Origin of the sequence: Candidatus Ponderosibacter sp. Uisw_141_02 (genome assembly GCF_048087665.1) — a bacterium.
Lineage (GTDB): Bacteria > Pseudomonadota > Alphaproteobacteria > Puniceispirillales > Puniceispirillaceae > UBA3439.
This window is the reverse complement of record NZ_CP159807.1, coordinates 1,011,560-1,024,999: the sequence shown is the minus strand read 5'-3', so window position 1 is coordinate 1,024,999 and position 13,440 is coordinate 1,011,560. Positions and strand designations below refer to the sequence as shown.

Genomic DNA, 13,440 nt, shown 5'->3' with positions numbered 1-13,440 from the left:
TTCAACCTCTTTTTTGCATGAAATTTGGATCGCCAGCCGCGATCAGTGAAATGGATCCAGACCAGAATCCGGAAAGCTTTTCTGCCGCGGCCCATGCACGTTGGCCAGACCGACAGCAAAAGACAACATGTCCAACGCCCGTAAGCGGTAAATCGGGTGTGATCTGATCAAGGCCAAGCCGCTGCGCATCAGCCGTAATCAAATCAGCCTCACCCGCGGCGCGCAAATCAATGACAAGATCACCACTTTTTATTTGTTGCGAGCTGATAAATGCCAGCGAGGCATCGGGTTCTTCGACCTCATCAAAGCGGAACCCACCAAACCGGTTTCCAATGGCCTCATAAGTCACAAGCTGGCCAAGTGGTGATGAGAGTTGTTTCGTGATCACAGCAAGCGTCATTTGCGCCTGAAGCGATCCTATAATGCCAACAATTGGCCCCAAAACACCATCTTCAGCACAGCTTCCAAACCGTTGTGGCAGATCAGGGAAAACCGCACGAAGGCTTGGCGCCTTATAACAAAACCCGCCAACATAGCCTGCCGTTCCGACAACTGATGCATGGATCAGTGGTAACCGGTTTAAGCAATAATCGGAAAGACTATAGCTAACGGCAAAGCTATCGGCACAATCCAGCACCAGATCGACATCACTGGCATATGTTGCAATATTATCAGGCGTCAACGGCTCGATAATCGGCGTAATCTGGCAATCAGGATTCAAGCCGCGCATATTTGTTGCAGCCGCAACAGCCTTAGCCAGCCCCAGATCATCCGTACGGAAAATCGTTTGCCGGTGCATGTTGTTCACACTGACAATATCGTAATCCATTACATTTATATGACCAAGGCCAGCGCCTGCCAGATATTGCAAAACAGGGCTTGCTAGCCCCCCAGCCCCAACAACAAGAATTTTGGCCGTAGCCAGTTTTTTCTGACCATCAACCCCAAATTCAGCAACGCTGATCTGTCGGTCATACCGGTTCATCTTGTTGCCTTTACCCAGCCTTTTAGGCGGTCTTCAGGATTTTCATTCAATGTGATATCGGTCACAACCGACACGATATCAGCACCAGCTGCATAAACCCCTGCGGCGCGATCAATCGTCATGCCGCCAATGCCGACAAGCGGCAAATCACCAATATGGTTTTTCCATTGCTGAACCCGATCCAGCCCCTGTTCAACCCATTTCATTTTCTTCAAAATTGTTGGATAAACCGGCCCAAGCGCAACATAATTAGGCTGTTCGGCCAAGGCACGGTCAAGTTCTTCCTTATCATGCGTGCTGATGCCTATTTTCAAGCCAGCACGCCGGATTGCCGCCATATCAGCATCGGCAAGATCTTCTTGACCAAGGTGGATCCAGTCACAATCAAGATCAATCGCCATTTCCCAAAAATCATTCACCACCATGATGGCACCCGCCGCATCGCATAATTGCTTTGATCGTTGTAAGGCCGCGCGGGTTTCATCTGCTGGCAAATCCTTGATCCGCATTTGCACAAGCTTGACCCCTAATGGCAACATACGCTCCAGCCAGTCAGGATGATCAAAAATGGGGTAGAACCGATCAAGATTCATTGTAAAAACGCCTTTCCAATTAGCGGGGTAGATGGCGCGGCCATATCGCGCGGATCCATCGGGTCGGCGTTTCTGGCAAGCTTGCCAGCCTCAATCGCCTTGGCAAACGCAATGGCCATCGCCACCGGATCACCAGCCTTGGCGACTGCGGTATTCAGCAGCACCGCATCAAACCCCATTTCCATTGCCTGCGCCGCCTGTGACGGCAGGCCAAGTCCCGCATCAATAACCATTGGCACATCAGGATATTGCGCGCGCAAGCTTCGTAATCCGTAGGGGTTAACCAGCCCCAATCCGGTCCCAATTGGCGCACCCCACGGCATCAGCACCTCGCAGCCAGCATCAAGAAGCCGGTCAGCAAGAACCAGATCTTCGGTCGTATACGGAAACACTTTAAACCCGTCACGGCAAAGGCTGGCCGCCGCTTCGACAAGGCCAAACGGGTCGGGCTGCAAGCTATCGCTATGGCCGATGACTTCAAGCTTGATCCAGTCGGTTTCAAATAATTCGCGTGCCATTTTTGCCGTGGTGATCGCCTCGCTTGGCGAATGACAACCGGCGGTATTGGGCAATACATGCACGCCAAGATCGCGAATAAGCCGCCAGAACCCCTCGCCTGCCTGTGCACCAGCAGCCTCGCGCCGAACCGAAACCGTCGCAACTGATGCCGCCGACTCGCCAAATGCCGCGCCAAGAATTGCTGGCGATGGATATTGCGCCGTCCCAAGCATGAAGGCGGTTGGCAATTCAACTCCGTAAAATGCTGTCACATCACCCTCCTTGCCGCGGCGCGACAATTTCCAACTGATCACCAGCCTCGATCGGGCATGATTCACGCTGGCCAACCGGAACAAATTGGCCATTCACCGCGGTCGCCACACGCGCATCACCATAGCCAGCCTCATGCAAAACGGCCGCTAGATTGGTGCTGGTGACGTCTTTTGCCACGCCGTTAATTGAGATTTTCATCCATAACCTCTGGAATCTGTCCTGAAAGAAGATAATCGGCTGCCATCCGCGCCATCGCTGGTGCCAGCAAAAACCCATGCCGAAACAGACCATTGACATAAAGCCGGTCGCCACGGCGTCTGATACGCGGTAAATTATCGGGAAAGGCAGGCCGCGCATCGACGCCAATTTCCAATATCTCGGCCTCGCCAAAAGCCGGGTGAAGCGCATAGGCAGCGCTTAGCAATTCAAGAACCGAACGCACGCTTGCCGCATGCCGGTTCCCCGACTCAATTTGCGTTGCGCCAAGCATGAAAACACCATCGCCGCGCGGCACAAGATAGATCGGAATTCGCGGATGAAGCAACCGCACCGGCCGTGATAAACGAATATCAGCTGACCGGATTACCAGCATTTCACCTTTGACCCCTCGCAAATCATGCATGGCATCCGATGCTGACAGGCCGCGACAATCAATTTTACGAACCTCGGTTGGTAGCGCTGCTTGATTATCATTATCTGGAAAATCCAGACCATCGGCAGTTTCAATCGTGATATTGCGGCTTTCTAATTCACCAACAAGACAGGCCAAAGCATCACGCGGTGATAAATGCGCTTCGGTTGGAAAGAACAGGCCGCGCCGCGCCCGGCCAGCCAAATCAGCCTCTAGGGCCGCCACATCATCAGCATCAACCCATTCATGCTGGTCGGTTCGGCGGGCAAAGCGATCCAATTCGCCACCATCACGGCTAAGCGCCAGCACCAACGAGCCATTGCGCTGAACATTCACATTATGACGCTGCCACCATCCAGCGGCTTCTTGACCAAGCCTGACAACCGGCTCTTCAGCCGCCTCGCTTTCACAAAACGGTGCCAACATGCCACCAGCCCACCATGAACAGCCATGTTCGGCAGGGCGGCCATAGCGGTCAAAAATCCGCAAAGAAACACCGCGTTCTGCCAATTCAGCAGCAAGGCAAAGTCCGGCAACCCCGCCACCAACAATGGTAATCTGTGGTTCCGTCACGCGCTATCTCCAGAATTGGTGAAAATGATGCACCGGCCCATGACCTTGCCCAATGCCAAGCTCATCGGCAGCCTTGATTGCGCCATGAAGCCATTGATGCGCTGTGCCAATGGCGTCATCAAGTGCTAAATTTTTAGCAAGACCCGCGGCAATCGCCGATGACAGCGAACATCCCGTGCCATGCGTATTGCCGGTATTAATGCGCGGCGCGTTGAAACCGATGATTTGCGACTCAGTCACCAAATAATCATGGCAAACCGCGCCATCGGCATGGCCGCCTTTCATTAAAATCGCCGCGGGCCCCAGCGCCAAAAGCGCTTTGCCCTGGTTTTGTGGCGTCAAATCACCCTTGCCCGACAAAAGCCGATGTGCTTCGGGGATATTGGGGGTTAGCAGGCTGGCACGCGGCAGCAACCTGTCAATCAGGCAGGATACGGCATCATCTTGCAGCAATGCATCGCCTGATTTTGCCACCATGACCGGATCAAGGACAATCGGCCCACGAAAATCGGCAAGACCATCGGCAACAGCGTTAATTACCGCAGGCGTTGCCAACATCCCAATTTTAATAGCGTCAATCCGGATATCCGACAGCACCGCGTCAATCTGCGCCCTGATCATCGCTGGTGAAATCGCTTCGACCTTTGTGACCAATCGGGTGTTTTGCGCCGTGACCGCAGTAACAACGCTTGCGCCATAAACGCAATGCGCGGAAAAGCTTTTCAAATCAGCCTGAATCCCCGCGCCGCCGCCACTGTCCGAACCGGCAATGGTCAATGCGGATGCAACTGGCTTTTGTTTGTCTGATTTCAACATGCGACGCGTCCCAAAAACAAATGACTTGCTTGGGAACAGGAGAGATAGCCGCTACGATCTGGTATGATCTCCGTTCCCTACGCCAGTTTTAACTGGATCAGGTTCTATGAGTTAGCTCTCGCTTCTCAGCCTTGGCATCACCTAACTGGTCAAACCAATGCACCCCAACAGATATCTCATCCTAGCCAGCCACAGCACCAATTTCAAGCACGAAGATCACTGCCGCGACGACGGCTCGATTAGGCATTGTCTCAAACCCCACATTTTCAAAAAATATTTCCTAAATTTTCAATCGACGAGCATTTATTTTCTGTATGAGCGGATTATGACTTTCCAAAAGAATAAAAAATGCTATCTGGAGTGCCTTACAGCTTTTGACTGAGGTGCGGTGTGGAAACAATTTTCGAATGGCGCGACATTTATGGTGTCACGACGCTTGTTCTCGCAGCAAGTCTGCTTGTTGGCGGTCTGTTTGGTTGGCTTGCCGAACGAAGTGATTATTGCGCTCGCTCGGCCTATGACGAGATATTTTCATTGGCCAGCCGCCAAGGACGCGGCCAGCTCAACCAGCTTTGGCAAGTTGCTATTGCTGGCATATCGGCGATTATTGCAATTTTGATCGCACGCCAGCTCGAATTGTTTGACATTGAGCAGGCGCGGCAATTTAAAGCGCCCCTAAATCTGGTTGGTTTGTTTTTTGGAACATTGCTTTTCGGGGTTGGTATGGGGCTTAGCCGTGGTTGCGTGTCGCGGCTGATCATCTTATCGGCCCGCGGAAATATCCGCGCCTTGATCACATTGGTGTTTTTATCGCTTTTCGCATGGTCGGCAATCAGCGGCGTTTTGGCAGTGCCGCGGATCACCCTTGCCAGCCTTGGGCAGATTGAATACAGCTCGGCTTTCTCCCACAGCCTGTTTGCAATCTGGGTTCTGTTATTGCTTGCAGCTATTGTTTTGGTCGTGCGGCGCGATGGTGCCGACCAGCTAGTAAAACGCGCCCTCATGGCAGCCTCTATTGGCCTACTGGTGCCAGCTTGTTTCTTTATCACTGCCGTTATTGGTGCCGATGAATTTGATCCGGTTCCGGTCGAGGGCCTGCGGTTTATCCTGCCTGTCGCTGATAGTCTTGGCTATTTTGTCTATTCAACCGCCCTCACCCCGAAATTTGGTCTCGGGCTGGTTGGCGGTGCCTTTATCGGCGCGATTTTATCGGCAAAATTATCTAGCCGCATTGTTATTGAAGGCTTTAACAATGCACCACACCCGCTTCGCTATATCCTTGGTGCATTTTTCATGGCCTTTGGCGGGGTGATTGCTAGCGGTTGCACGGTTGGTTGGCTTCTAACCGGCGGCAGTGTTTTGAATGGCGGCGTACTAATTGCCTTTGTTGGTTTTGGCCTTGGCAATTTGTCATTGCGTTTGCCCTTTATTAGTGGCTTTCTTAACAGCAAGACGGTGACCAGTAGCGTTTAATCTGATTTTAATTCAACATCAGTTTGATCGGCGCAAGTGACCGCCACCAGTTACCAGATGCTTGAGACTAATCATGATTAAAGCTGTTCTATTCGATACATTTGGCACCATTGTTGACTGGCGCTCGTCAATTGCACGCGAAGGCGCGGCTGTTGCCCTACAAAAGGGCCTTTCCGAGTTTGATGGTGATGGATTTGCACGTGCCTGGCGTGCCGGATATCGGCCGGGTATGGCGCGCGTAACAGCTGGCGAGCGGTCATGGGTTTCTATTGACTTCATTCATCGTGAACGGCTGGATGAAATCTTGCCTCAATTTGGTTTGCCGATGCTCGATGAAGCAGAACGCGACCATCTAAACCGCGCATGGCACCGCCTAACCCCATGGCCTGACAGTGTCCCCGGTTTAAAGCGGATCAAATCAAAATTCCTAATCTCACCTCTATCGAACGGATCGGTCGTTCTGTTGTCGACCATAGCAAAACGTGCTGGGATTCCATGGGATTTTATTTTCTCAAGCGATATGCATCGCGCCTTCAAACGCAATCCGGCTGTTTATCAAAACGCCATCCGTCTTTTGGGCATGGCACCTGATGAAATCATGATGGCAGCAGCGCATAATGATGATCTAGAGGCCGCGCGCAAAGAGGGTATGCGCACCGCCTATATCAATCGGCCAACCGAATATGGCATTGACCAAAAAGTCGATTTTGAAGCCGCCAGTGACTGGGATATTATCGCTGATACGGTTGAAGGCGTCGCTGATGAACTGGATTGTCCAAAAATTTGACACGTGCCAAGGACGGTTATAATGAACGCAGATAAACCCGCCTATATTCTGGTCGACACGAAAATAACTGACCCTGTTGCCTATGAAGATTATAAAGCTGCGGCCAAACCGATTGCCGAACATTATGGCGGTGTCTACCTGACCCGCGGTGGTAAAATGGATATTATACAGACTGAATTATGGGATCCTGCCCGCATCGTATTGGTAAAATTTCCATCGATGGCAGCAGCCCATGCCTTTTTAGACAGCCCCGAATATGCGCCCGTTAAATCAATCCGGCTGGCAAATTCCAAAGCGACATTGCTGGTTCTGGAGGGACTCTAGCTTGTAGAAGCTTTTACCAGATTCTTTTGGGCAATCTGGCAATGGGCAAGCTTGGCAAAACGGTAATTGGCAAAACGATTATAAACCATCGCGGCAATCTGGTGGATAATGGGCAAACCAACCAGAACTGCCAAAAACCGCCAGTACCGAAGCTGCTGCCAAATGACCAAAAAGGCCGCGGCACCAATATGCCAATTACCTCCTGAATCGCGAACATGAAGATGGCGCAAAGCATCGGCTTGCGAGATTTGATGCGCTGCCAGCGGTGATGCGTCAGTCGCAATATCCATCCATGCAAAAATGCCTGATGGCGCAATACTCTGGTAATAGGCAATCTCTTTACTGCAAAGCCCACATTTACCATCAAAAAATACTTCAATCATCAAAATCACCCAATCGCTGGCCGCCTGACTCCCCATGGGGTAAATGGGCATGATCAGGGCCTTTGGCAAGCCCCACAGACGCTTTGCTGGTAAATTGCAGCCATCACATGCAGGGCATGGCGTATCTTCGATTAGAAAGCTGCAATTTGCGACTATTTAGGCTTGGTAATCAATGCACAACATGCTTAGCCTTACCTTAGACGGCATCGCACAGGACAAGGTTTCCAAAATGCAGTTAAATGACGAAGAAAAGGCTATGCTGAACGGCGATTTTGGCAAGGCAAAACAATGGGCAATTGATCACCAGATCAAGGTTGGCAATTTTTTTGATGCGCCCGATATGGTGGCGGTTAGTCAGGCACATATGATGGCCGACCCTGAATCGATTGGTGAGGCCGGCGCGGGTTTTATGGAATCGATCGCCAATGATGGTGGCCAGGTTGTAATCCCGATGATCACAGACCCGCGCGGGGTTGATCTAAATCATTACCGCCCACTTGGCCAAACCGAAGAAATGGCCAATATAGAGCGAAGATTTATAGCTGCTTGCGAGGCGATTGGCATAATGATGACTAACACTTGCGTTAACTATCAAACCATCATGCCGCCATTGCTAGGCGATCATGTTGCCTATGGCGATACTGGCGTTGTAATCTATTCAAACAGCGTTTGTGGCGCACGGTCTAATTTTGAAGGTGGCCCATCTGCATTGGCGGCCGGACTTACCGGACGCACGCCGCGCTATGGTTTGCATCTTGACCAGAATCGCCAAGCAACACGCCGCTTTCAGGTAACGGTTCAACCTGCCGAATTGACCGATTGGGGGGTTCTTGGCGCGGTGATCGGCCGGATGGCTGGATCCTATTGGGAAGTGCCGGTGATTGAAGGCATCGAGCGCGTGCCAACATCGGATGAGATCAAGCATTTTGGCGCGGCGATGGCCAGCTATGGATCAACCCCGCTTTTTCATATGATTGGCATTACCCCCGAAGCGCCAAATCTGGCAGCGGTTGGCGGCACCAACCTGCCCGTCACGCAAATAGCCGATTTCGACCTTGCGTCCTTGAGAAGCAATTTTGCCGGCCAAGGCGAACGGCCGGATGTAGTGGTTTTTGCCGCCCCACAATTATCGATTGTCGAAATGGAACAGGTTGCCAGCCTAGTTGATGGTCATAAATTGCAATTGCCGCTAATTGTTTGTACGTCGCCGCAAACCTATGGTGATGCTGGGCGGATGGGCTTTATCAACAAGATCGAAACGGCTGGCGGCACCGTGCTTGAAGGCACTTGTTTCTATAATCAATACGCCCGCGAAATTGGCGAAGCAAATGGCTGGGTTCACCTGCTCAGCAATTCGACAAAAATTGTCAATATTTTAGGTGGTTATGGCTATAAACCAGTGCTTGCCAGCATGCAGGATTGTGTTGCAGCAGCCATTCACGGAGAGATGATCTGATGAAACGATTGAAATGTCATAAAGGCGTTGGGCCAAAGGTTAGCGGCGAGGCGCTTGTTGCCGATGATAATTTTTCCGCACGCTATGACCTTGACCGGATAAAGGGAATTTTTTCACGCCCACAGCACAAGCTTGCCGGACAATCATATGATCAGAAAATTCTTGTGTTCAACACGGCAAAAGGAGGCGTTGCAACCGCGTGGATGCTGCATGAAATGACCGCTAGAGGCATCACGCCAAAAGGAATTTTGTTTAATGAGGCAAACACCATTCTGGTGCAAGGGGCGGCATTGGCCAATATGGCCATGTGTGACCGATTTGAAGATGGCGATGTGACCAGCCTTATCAAATCAGGACAAATCATTGAAATTGACCCTGCCGCGGGCGAGGTCATAATTCACGATTAAATCAGGCGCACACGGTGATGTCGCAGATCCGTTGGCTAAAGCGGGCCAAAGGCAAATTCAGCAGAGCCAACAGGCTGGTCCTGCTTGCGCTTGTCAGTATGCCATTTTGCCTGATCGAAATCATGATGATATTTTTCAGTCAGCTGGGTCGCGATTGTCATCACATCCGGTGAAACCTGCACCGCAATCTGACTGAGCATCACTTGCAATGCCTCATCGCGGGTTAATCCGGTATCAACCAACACCCGAATGGTGGCCTCGATCACATCGACAATTATATCCGAACTCAATTTTGCTGCCATAACGCATTCCTTCCTGATCTTTTGTCACCCAAGATGAACGCAAAATTCATGCCAGAGTCAGCTTTGAGCAGGTATGGGCAGTGCCGCACCAATATATCGGGCGCGTTTTTTCGGCTTTAGCTGGCGGATATCGACAAGCACCAATCCATCAACACAATGATTAAAGGCCGGATCAATGCTAAAGCCGCAAAACCGCACTCCACCCGGGGTGCAAACATCGGCATATTGTTTGAATAATGTTGGAATTTTCAGCCCCATAAACCCAAGCTGGCTGCGGAGCCATTCATGATCCATGTCAAAATCCAGACCGGGCATCTGCTGACGCAAATCCGCCAAATTATCAGCATCAATCACATAGGGGATGGCAGGAAGCGCAAAATGATCGGGATCGGCAAAATGGGTTTCATAGAAATGCACCAACATATCACGCGCCGGTTTTGGCATATTATTTGACAAGCTGACCGGGCCAAACAGATATCTGACTTGCGGATGCGGTGCGAGATAGGCACCAATCCCCTGCCATAGATAATCAAGACTGCGAAGCCCCCAATATTGAGGCTGGACAAAGCTTCGCCCAAGTTCCAAACCTTGCGCGAACAGGGGCTGAATTGACGGCTGATAGTCAAAAAGCGAATGTGAATAAAGCTTTGTTTTTGGCTGTCCCTGCCAGCGCCATATCTCGCCAAGGCGATAGGCACCTGCAATTTCCAGCCGATCATCATCCCACAATAATAGATGGCGGTAATAATGATCGAACTGGTCAATATCCTTGCTTTTCCCTGTACCCTCACCGACAGACCGAAAGGTCAGTTCGCGCAACCGGCCAATTTCATCCATAACCGCGTTGTTCTCGGCATAATCAACCAGCAAAATATGCTTGTTATCCGCGGTAACGCCAAGCTTTTCAGCCGATTTCAACTCGTCGCGAAGGGTTTTTCGTGACACCGGATGAATAATGCCTTTTGGCGTTTTAAAGACGGGGGGTTTTCCGCGCCCAAGACGCCGCAAATGCCGGTTCACAAGCTGCGCCTTTTCACGCCGCCCCATCGGCAGTGACTCGAAATCACCAATGGGAATCAGCTGGCCGATGGTCAGGCTGATCTTGCCCTTAAATCCGGTCATTTCACGCGGCAGCATCAGCATGGATAATGTCGCGCTTAGCCTCGCAACAAGATAAAAAAGAACCGAATTTCGCGCTCGAATATGGATTGGCAATATGGGCGCTGATGTCTTTTCGGCAATGCGTAAAAACCCCGATAGCCATTTGCCATCACGAATGCCTTTTGGCCCCGCCCGCGACACCGCACCAGCGGGAAAAATAATAACCGCACGATCCTGATTTAACGCCGTGATGATCCGCTCTAAATCGGCTTTATGCGTTTCCCCACCAAATGCATTAACCGGTAGAAACATGCTGTTTAGCGAATTGATATTACATAATAATTCATTCACAACAATCGACACGTCACGGCGTGTTTTCCCAATGAGGCGAAGCAATGCCAACCCATCCAGTCCGCCAAGCGGATGATTGGCAACAATCAGCACCCGCCCGGTAACGGGGATGTTTTTGATCTCGTCATGGCGAACCAGATAATCAAGCTGCAATTCGTCAAAAACCTGATCAATAAGATCAAATCCATTGAGATAGCCATGTTTTTGCAAAAATTGATTAATGCGGTCTTCATTCACAAGGGTGCGAAGACACCAGATCAAAAACCGGACAAGCACCGCCGGATAATGCTTTAAGGATGGCAGACGAGCCAGTAAAACCGCGCCAACATCAATCAATTTTGTCGTTGTGTCAGGCATATCCAACATCACAGCCTCGCTAGTTTGCACGGCATAATCGCCAATTGATGTTACGATTTTATGACAATTGATAAATCTGTCCAAATTTTGTTAGCAAACCGGCAAAGCCGGCTAGGGCTTTGGCGGGAAGGCAATTGATTGTCCATCAGGACTCCATTGCGGATATTTCTGCATCACCAGCCGGAAACTAGCCGAGTCAAGAAAACCGCCAAGCCATGCGTGAAGATGCGGCCAGGATTGATTGTCAAACCAGTCAGGGTCGGCAATACGGAATTGGCGCACAAAAGGCAGGCTGGCGAAATCCAATAGGCCAAGCTGCGCCCCTGACAGCGCGCCTGTTTGCTGTAAATCTTGGTCAATCTCGGCCAAAAATGCGCCGCCGTTATCGCGATGAGCCGAACCGGCGTCACGATCATAACGGTTGGCATATTTATACCGGTCAAGATCATGTTTAAACCCGCCATCCAGCCGATTCAAAAAGGCCATGGTCAAAGCCGGATTTTGCCGCCAAACAGCAAGCCAGTTTTCAGGATCATTCTGTCCAAGCGCCCAGAACATGATATCGCGGCTTTCGTCAATCACCTGCCCATTTTCAAGCTTTAGGACTGGTACTGTGCCTTTTGGCGATGTGGCCAGAAAATTGGCCGGTTTGTCACGAAGCAGAATTTCGCGCAATTCAACTTTTTGACCACTTGCCGCAATCGCAAGCCGCGCCCGCATGGCATAGGGGCAACGCCGAAAACTCCAGAAAATCGGGGGATGGTCGACATGCGCCATGTTGTTAGGCTTTGCTGATATGGGCGACAATCGTAAAATCAGAACCGGTAACGGTAAAGGCCTTGGCAAAACCCAACACCAAAACACCATCACGCGGCACTAGCTGGAACATATGAAAATCGCCAAAATTGCGGATCAAATCCATCGTAGGCCCATGCGCTGCAGAAAAATCGTCACAAAGCCCGCCGAATTTGGCATCGTCACGCGCAATTTCAACCGCATCCACGGCAAATTTCAATCGGTTACGCGCCCAAATATTTTGGCTTTTGGCCTCATCAGCACAAAGCATACAGGTTGCCGCGCCTTGCGCCATCAAATCGCGAACATGCTGCGAGAGATGGCTGGTAAAAATATATAATCCGTCATCACGCCGGATAAAGGGCGACACGCCCATTTCAGGACTATCTTGCTGGCTGTTTACCGATATATAAAGAGTACGAAGTTGCATAAGCGCATCACGCGCTTGCTCAATCTTTTCGCGCGACATTCCGGACGAATCTTCAAAGGCGGCGTTTTCCTGCATCTGCATTATCCTAAATCATCAAAACCAAATAGCATTGCAAACCAATGCGCAATATCTAACATGGCATTATCTAACATGGTTGCGAAGGTTGACAAAATCAACTGCCTTGGCACAGCGCAACAATCATGCCTTGCCAAGCCAATCACAATGCGCTTCGATGGGGTCGGGCTACCAACAAGGGCGAAGGCACATGACGCAATCTGTTGATGTTGAAATCTACGCCGATATCATTTGCCCTTGGTGTTATATTGGCAAAAAGCGGCTTGATGCCGCCTTTGCCGCCCGCCCCCATGTAACCCCGCGCTATATCTGGCGGTGTTTTTTGCTTAATCCCACAATGCCCTCGACTGGCATGGATCGTCAGGCTTATCTAATTGGCAAATTCGGTAATGCCGCCAAGGCCGTTTATGGCCGTATTGCCGACGCCGGTCTTGAAAGCGGAATTGCCTTTAATTTTGACGGAATCAAGTGCACCCCCGATAGTCGCAAAACCCATCGCTATCTGCTTGCCGCCGCTGCCAAAGGCCATGATTTAAGCGACGCGTTTTTCAAAGCCTATTTCATTGATGGCCGCGATATTGGCGATGATGATGAACTTGCCAAAATAGCCCATGAAAACGGCTTTACCATTGATCCGGCCAGCCTTGCCGATCCAGCCCTTGACCGGCAAATTGCCAATGATATCGAAATGTCGCGCCAGCTTCGGGTCGATGGCGTTCCGTTTATGATTTTTGCGGGGCAATATGCCATTGCCGGTGCGCATATGCCCGAACATCTGATCCCCGCCATTGATGGCTGTCTTGTCAAACCGGCAGAATAGGCCGTTCCGG

17 protein-coding genes and 1 riboswitch are annotated in these 13,440 nt (G+C 50.9%); of the genes, 6 read left to right on the top strand and 11 right to left on the bottom strand.

The genetic code is table 11. The annotated features are described in order from the left end of the window. Position 1 precedes the first annotated feature (1 nt). From ABXT40_RS05215 to thiD, 6 genes are read right to left on the bottom strand one after another with little or no spacing between them, the layout of a single operon-like run. Entirely contained in the window at positions 2–985 is a 984-nt protein-coding gene (locus ABXT40_RS05215) for a HesA/MoeB/ThiF family protein (protein WP_443646774.1), read from the bottom strand. Beyond that, a complete protein-coding gene (locus ABXT40_RS05210) occupies positions 982–1,578 on the bottom strand; it encodes a thiamine phosphate synthase (RefSeq protein ID WP_443646773.1) in 597 nt (198 codons plus the stop codon). Before ABXT40_RS05210 ends, ABXT40_RS05215 begins: the two co-directional genes overlap by 4 nt. Continuing rightward, positions 1,575–2,348, bottom strand: coding sequence for a thiazole synthase (locus tag ABXT40_RS05205; RefSeq protein WP_443646772.1), 774 nt, complete (start codon positions 2,346–2,348; stop codon positions 1,575–1,577). The genes ABXT40_RS05210 and ABXT40_RS05205 overlap by 4 nt, the downstream gene beginning before the upstream one ends. A 1-nt stretch (position 2,349) precedes the next feature. Next, positions 2,350–2,547, bottom strand: coding sequence for a sulfur carrier protein ThiS (thiS, locus tag ABXT40_RS05200; RefSeq protein WP_443646771.1), 198 nt, complete (start codon positions 2,545–2,547; stop codon positions 2,350–2,352). Further along, the gene (locus ABXT40_RS05195; RefSeq protein WP_443646770.1) at positions 2,531–3,553 is read right to left on the bottom strand and encodes an FAD-dependent oxidoreductase; all 1,023 of its coding nucleotides are present in this window, start codon (positions 3,551–3,553) and stop codon (positions 2,531–2,533) included. Before ABXT40_RS05195 ends, thiS begins: the two co-directional genes overlap by 17 nt. A 3-nt stretch (positions 3,554–3,556) precedes the next feature. Continuing rightward, the gene (gene thiD / locus ABXT40_RS05190; RefSeq protein ID WP_443646769.1) at positions 3,557–4,369 is read right to left on the bottom strand and encodes a bifunctional hydroxymethylpyrimidine kinase/phosphomethylpyrimidine kinase; all 813 of its coding nucleotides are present in this window, start codon (positions 4,367–4,369) and stop codon (positions 3,557–3,559) included. Positions 4,370–4,426: 57 nt separating this feature from the next. Then, positions 4,427–4,546: riboswitch (TPP riboswitch) on the bottom strand. Positions 4,547–4,759: 213 nt separating this feature from the next. On the opposite strand from thiD, the gene ABXT40_RS05185 reads away from it, so the two are divergent. The 3 genes from ABXT40_RS05185 (at position 4,760) to ABXT40_RS05175 (ending at position 6,953) form a co-directional block, all read left to right on the top strand. Further along, complete coding sequence (locus tag ABXT40_RS05185; RefSeq protein ID WP_443646768.1) at positions 4,760–5,842, top strand: YeeE/YedE thiosulfate transporter family protein; 1,083 nt, start codon at positions 4,760–4,762, stop codon at positions 5,840–5,842. A gap of 73 nt (positions 5,843–5,915) precedes the next feature. Then, positions 5,916–6,629, top strand: coding sequence for a haloacid dehalogenase type II (locus ABXT40_RS05180; RefSeq protein ID WP_443646767.1), 714 nt, complete (start codon positions 5,916–5,918; stop codon positions 6,627–6,629). A gap of 21 nt (positions 6,630–6,650) precedes the next feature. Then, the gene (locus tag ABXT40_RS05175) at positions 6,651–6,953 is read left to right on the top strand and encodes a DUF1330 domain-containing protein (RefSeq protein WP_443646766.1); all 303 of its coding nucleotides are present in this window, start codon (positions 6,651–6,653) and stop codon (positions 6,951–6,953) included. On the opposite strand, the gene ABXT40_RS05170 is transcribed toward ABXT40_RS05175, so the two are convergent. Continuing rightward, a complete protein-coding gene (locus ABXT40_RS05170) occupies positions 6,950–7,387 on the bottom strand; it encodes a thiol-disulfide oxidoreductase DCC family protein (RefSeq protein ID WP_443646765.1) in 438 nt (145 codons plus the stop codon). The two genes, ABXT40_RS05175 and ABXT40_RS05170, sit on opposite strands and share 4 nt — an antisense overlap. A gap of 178 nt (positions 7,388–7,565) precedes the next feature. Here ABXT40_RS05170 and ABXT40_RS05165 point away from each other — a divergent pair, with 178 nt between their 5' ends. Together ABXT40_RS05165 and ABXT40_RS05160 are read left to right on the top strand one after the other, a co-directional pair. After that, on the top strand, positions 7,566–8,792 hold the full coding sequence (locus ABXT40_RS05165; RefSeq protein ID WP_443646764.1) for an aconitase X: 1,227 nt from the start codon (positions 7,566–7,568) through the stop codon (positions 8,790–8,792). Continuing rightward, positions 8,792–9,199 (top strand): aconitase X swivel domain-containing protein, encoded by a 408-nt coding sequence (locus ABXT40_RS05160; protein WP_443646763.1) that lies wholly within the window; start codon positions 8,792–8,794, stop codon positions 9,197–9,199. The genes ABXT40_RS05165 and ABXT40_RS05160 overlap by 1 nt, the downstream gene beginning before the upstream one ends. A 35-nt stretch (positions 9,200–9,234) precedes the next feature. Here the strand turns inward: ABXT40_RS05160 and ABXT40_RS05155 are convergent, their stop codons facing one another. The 4 genes from ABXT40_RS05155 to ABXT40_RS05140 form a co-directional block, all read right to left on the bottom strand. Next, positions 9,235–9,501 carry a hypothetical protein gene (locus ABXT40_RS05155; protein WP_443646762.1) on the bottom strand — a complete coding sequence of 89 codons (267 nt, stop codon included), beginning with the start codon at positions 9,499–9,501 and terminating at the stop codon, positions 9,235–9,237. Between the two features lie 57 nt (positions 9,502–9,558). Then, the gene (locus tag ABXT40_RS05150) at positions 9,559–11,319 is read right to left on the bottom strand and encodes a lysophospholipid acyltransferase family protein (protein ID WP_443646761.1); all 1,761 of its coding nucleotides are present in this window, start codon (positions 11,317–11,319) and stop codon (positions 9,559–9,561) included. Between the two features lie 102 nt (positions 11,320–11,421). Continuing rightward, positions 11,422–12,087 carry a glutathione S-transferase N-terminal domain-containing protein gene (locus tag ABXT40_RS05145; protein ID WP_443646760.1) on the bottom strand — a complete coding sequence of 222 codons (666 nt, stop codon included), beginning with the start codon at positions 12,085–12,087 and terminating at the stop codon, positions 11,422–11,424. A 4-nt stretch (positions 12,088–12,091) separates the two neighbouring features. Further along, positions 12,092–12,610: a hypothetical protein gene (locus ABXT40_RS05140; protein WP_443646759.1), complete on the bottom strand. Its 519-nt coding sequence runs from the start codon at positions 12,608–12,610 to the stop codon at positions 12,092–12,094. A 190-nt stretch (positions 12,611–12,800) separates the two neighbouring features. On the opposite strand from ABXT40_RS05140, the gene ABXT40_RS05135 reads away from it, so the two are divergent. Next, the gene (locus ABXT40_RS05135; protein WP_443646758.1) at positions 12,801–13,430 is read left to right on the top strand and encodes a DsbA family oxidoreductase; all 630 of its coding nucleotides are present in this window, start codon (positions 12,801–12,803) and stop codon (positions 13,428–13,430) included. Positions 13,431–13,440 lie beyond the last annotated feature (10 nt).

What these genes read in the sequence shown, in the direction of transcription:
- ABXT40_RS05155 (WP_443646762.1), bottom strand. Translation starts at nt 9,501, where the DNA reads ATGGCAGCAAAATTGAGTTCGGATATAATTGTCGATGTGATCGAGGCC.
- ABXT40_RS05170 (WP_443646765.1), bottom strand. Translation starts at nt 7,387, where the DNA reads ATGCCCATTTACCCCATGGGGAGTCAGGCGGCCAGCGATTGGGTGATT.
- ABXT40_RS05210 (WP_443646773.1), bottom strand. Translation starts at nt 1,578, where the DNA reads ATGAATCTTGATCGGTTCTACCCCATTTTTGATCATCCTGACTGGCTG.
- ABXT40_RS05165 (WP_443646764.1), top strand. Translation starts at nt 7,566, where the DNA reads ATGCAGTTAAATGACGAAGAAAAGGCTATGCTGAACGGCGATTTTGGC.
- ABXT40_RS05160 (WP_443646763.1), top strand. Translation starts at nt 8,792, where the DNA reads ATGAAACGATTGAAATGTCATAAAGGCGTTGGGCCAAAGGTTAGCGGC.
- ABXT40_RS05145 (WP_443646760.1), bottom strand. Translation starts at nt 12,087, where the DNA reads ATGGCGCATGTCGACCATCCCCCGATTTTCTGGAGTTTTCGGCGTTGC.
- thiD (WP_443646769.1), bottom strand. Translation starts at nt 4,369, where the DNA reads ATGTTGAAATCAGACAAACAAAAGCCAGTTGCATCCGCATTGACCATT.
- ABXT40_RS05180 (WP_443646767.1), top strand. Translation starts at nt 5,916, where the DNA reads ATGATTAAAGCTGTTCTATTCGATACATTTGGCACCATTGTTGACTGG.
- ABXT40_RS05215 (WP_443646774.1), bottom strand. Translation starts at nt 985, where the DNA reads ATGAACCGGTATGACCGACAGATCAGCGTTGCTGAATTTGGGGTTGAT.
- ABXT40_RS05150 (WP_443646761.1), bottom strand. Translation starts at nt 11,319, where the DNA reads ATGTTGGATATGCCTGACACAACGACAAAATTGATTGATGTTGGCGCG.
- ABXT40_RS05175 (WP_443646766.1), top strand. Translation starts at nt 6,651, where the DNA reads ATGAACGCAGATAAACCCGCCTATATTCTGGTCGACACGAAAATAACT.
- thiS (WP_443646771.1), bottom strand. Translation starts at nt 2,547, where the DNA reads ATGAAAATCTCAATTAACGGCGTGGCAAAAGACGTCACCAGCACCAAT.
- ABXT40_RS05135 (WP_443646758.1), top strand. Translation starts at nt 12,801, where the DNA reads ATGACGCAATCTGTTGATGTTGAAATCTACGCCGATATCATTTGCCCT.
- ABXT40_RS05140 (WP_443646759.1), bottom strand. Translation starts at nt 12,610, where the DNA reads ATGCAGGAAAACGCCGCCTTTGAAGATTCGTCCGGAATGTCGCGCGAA.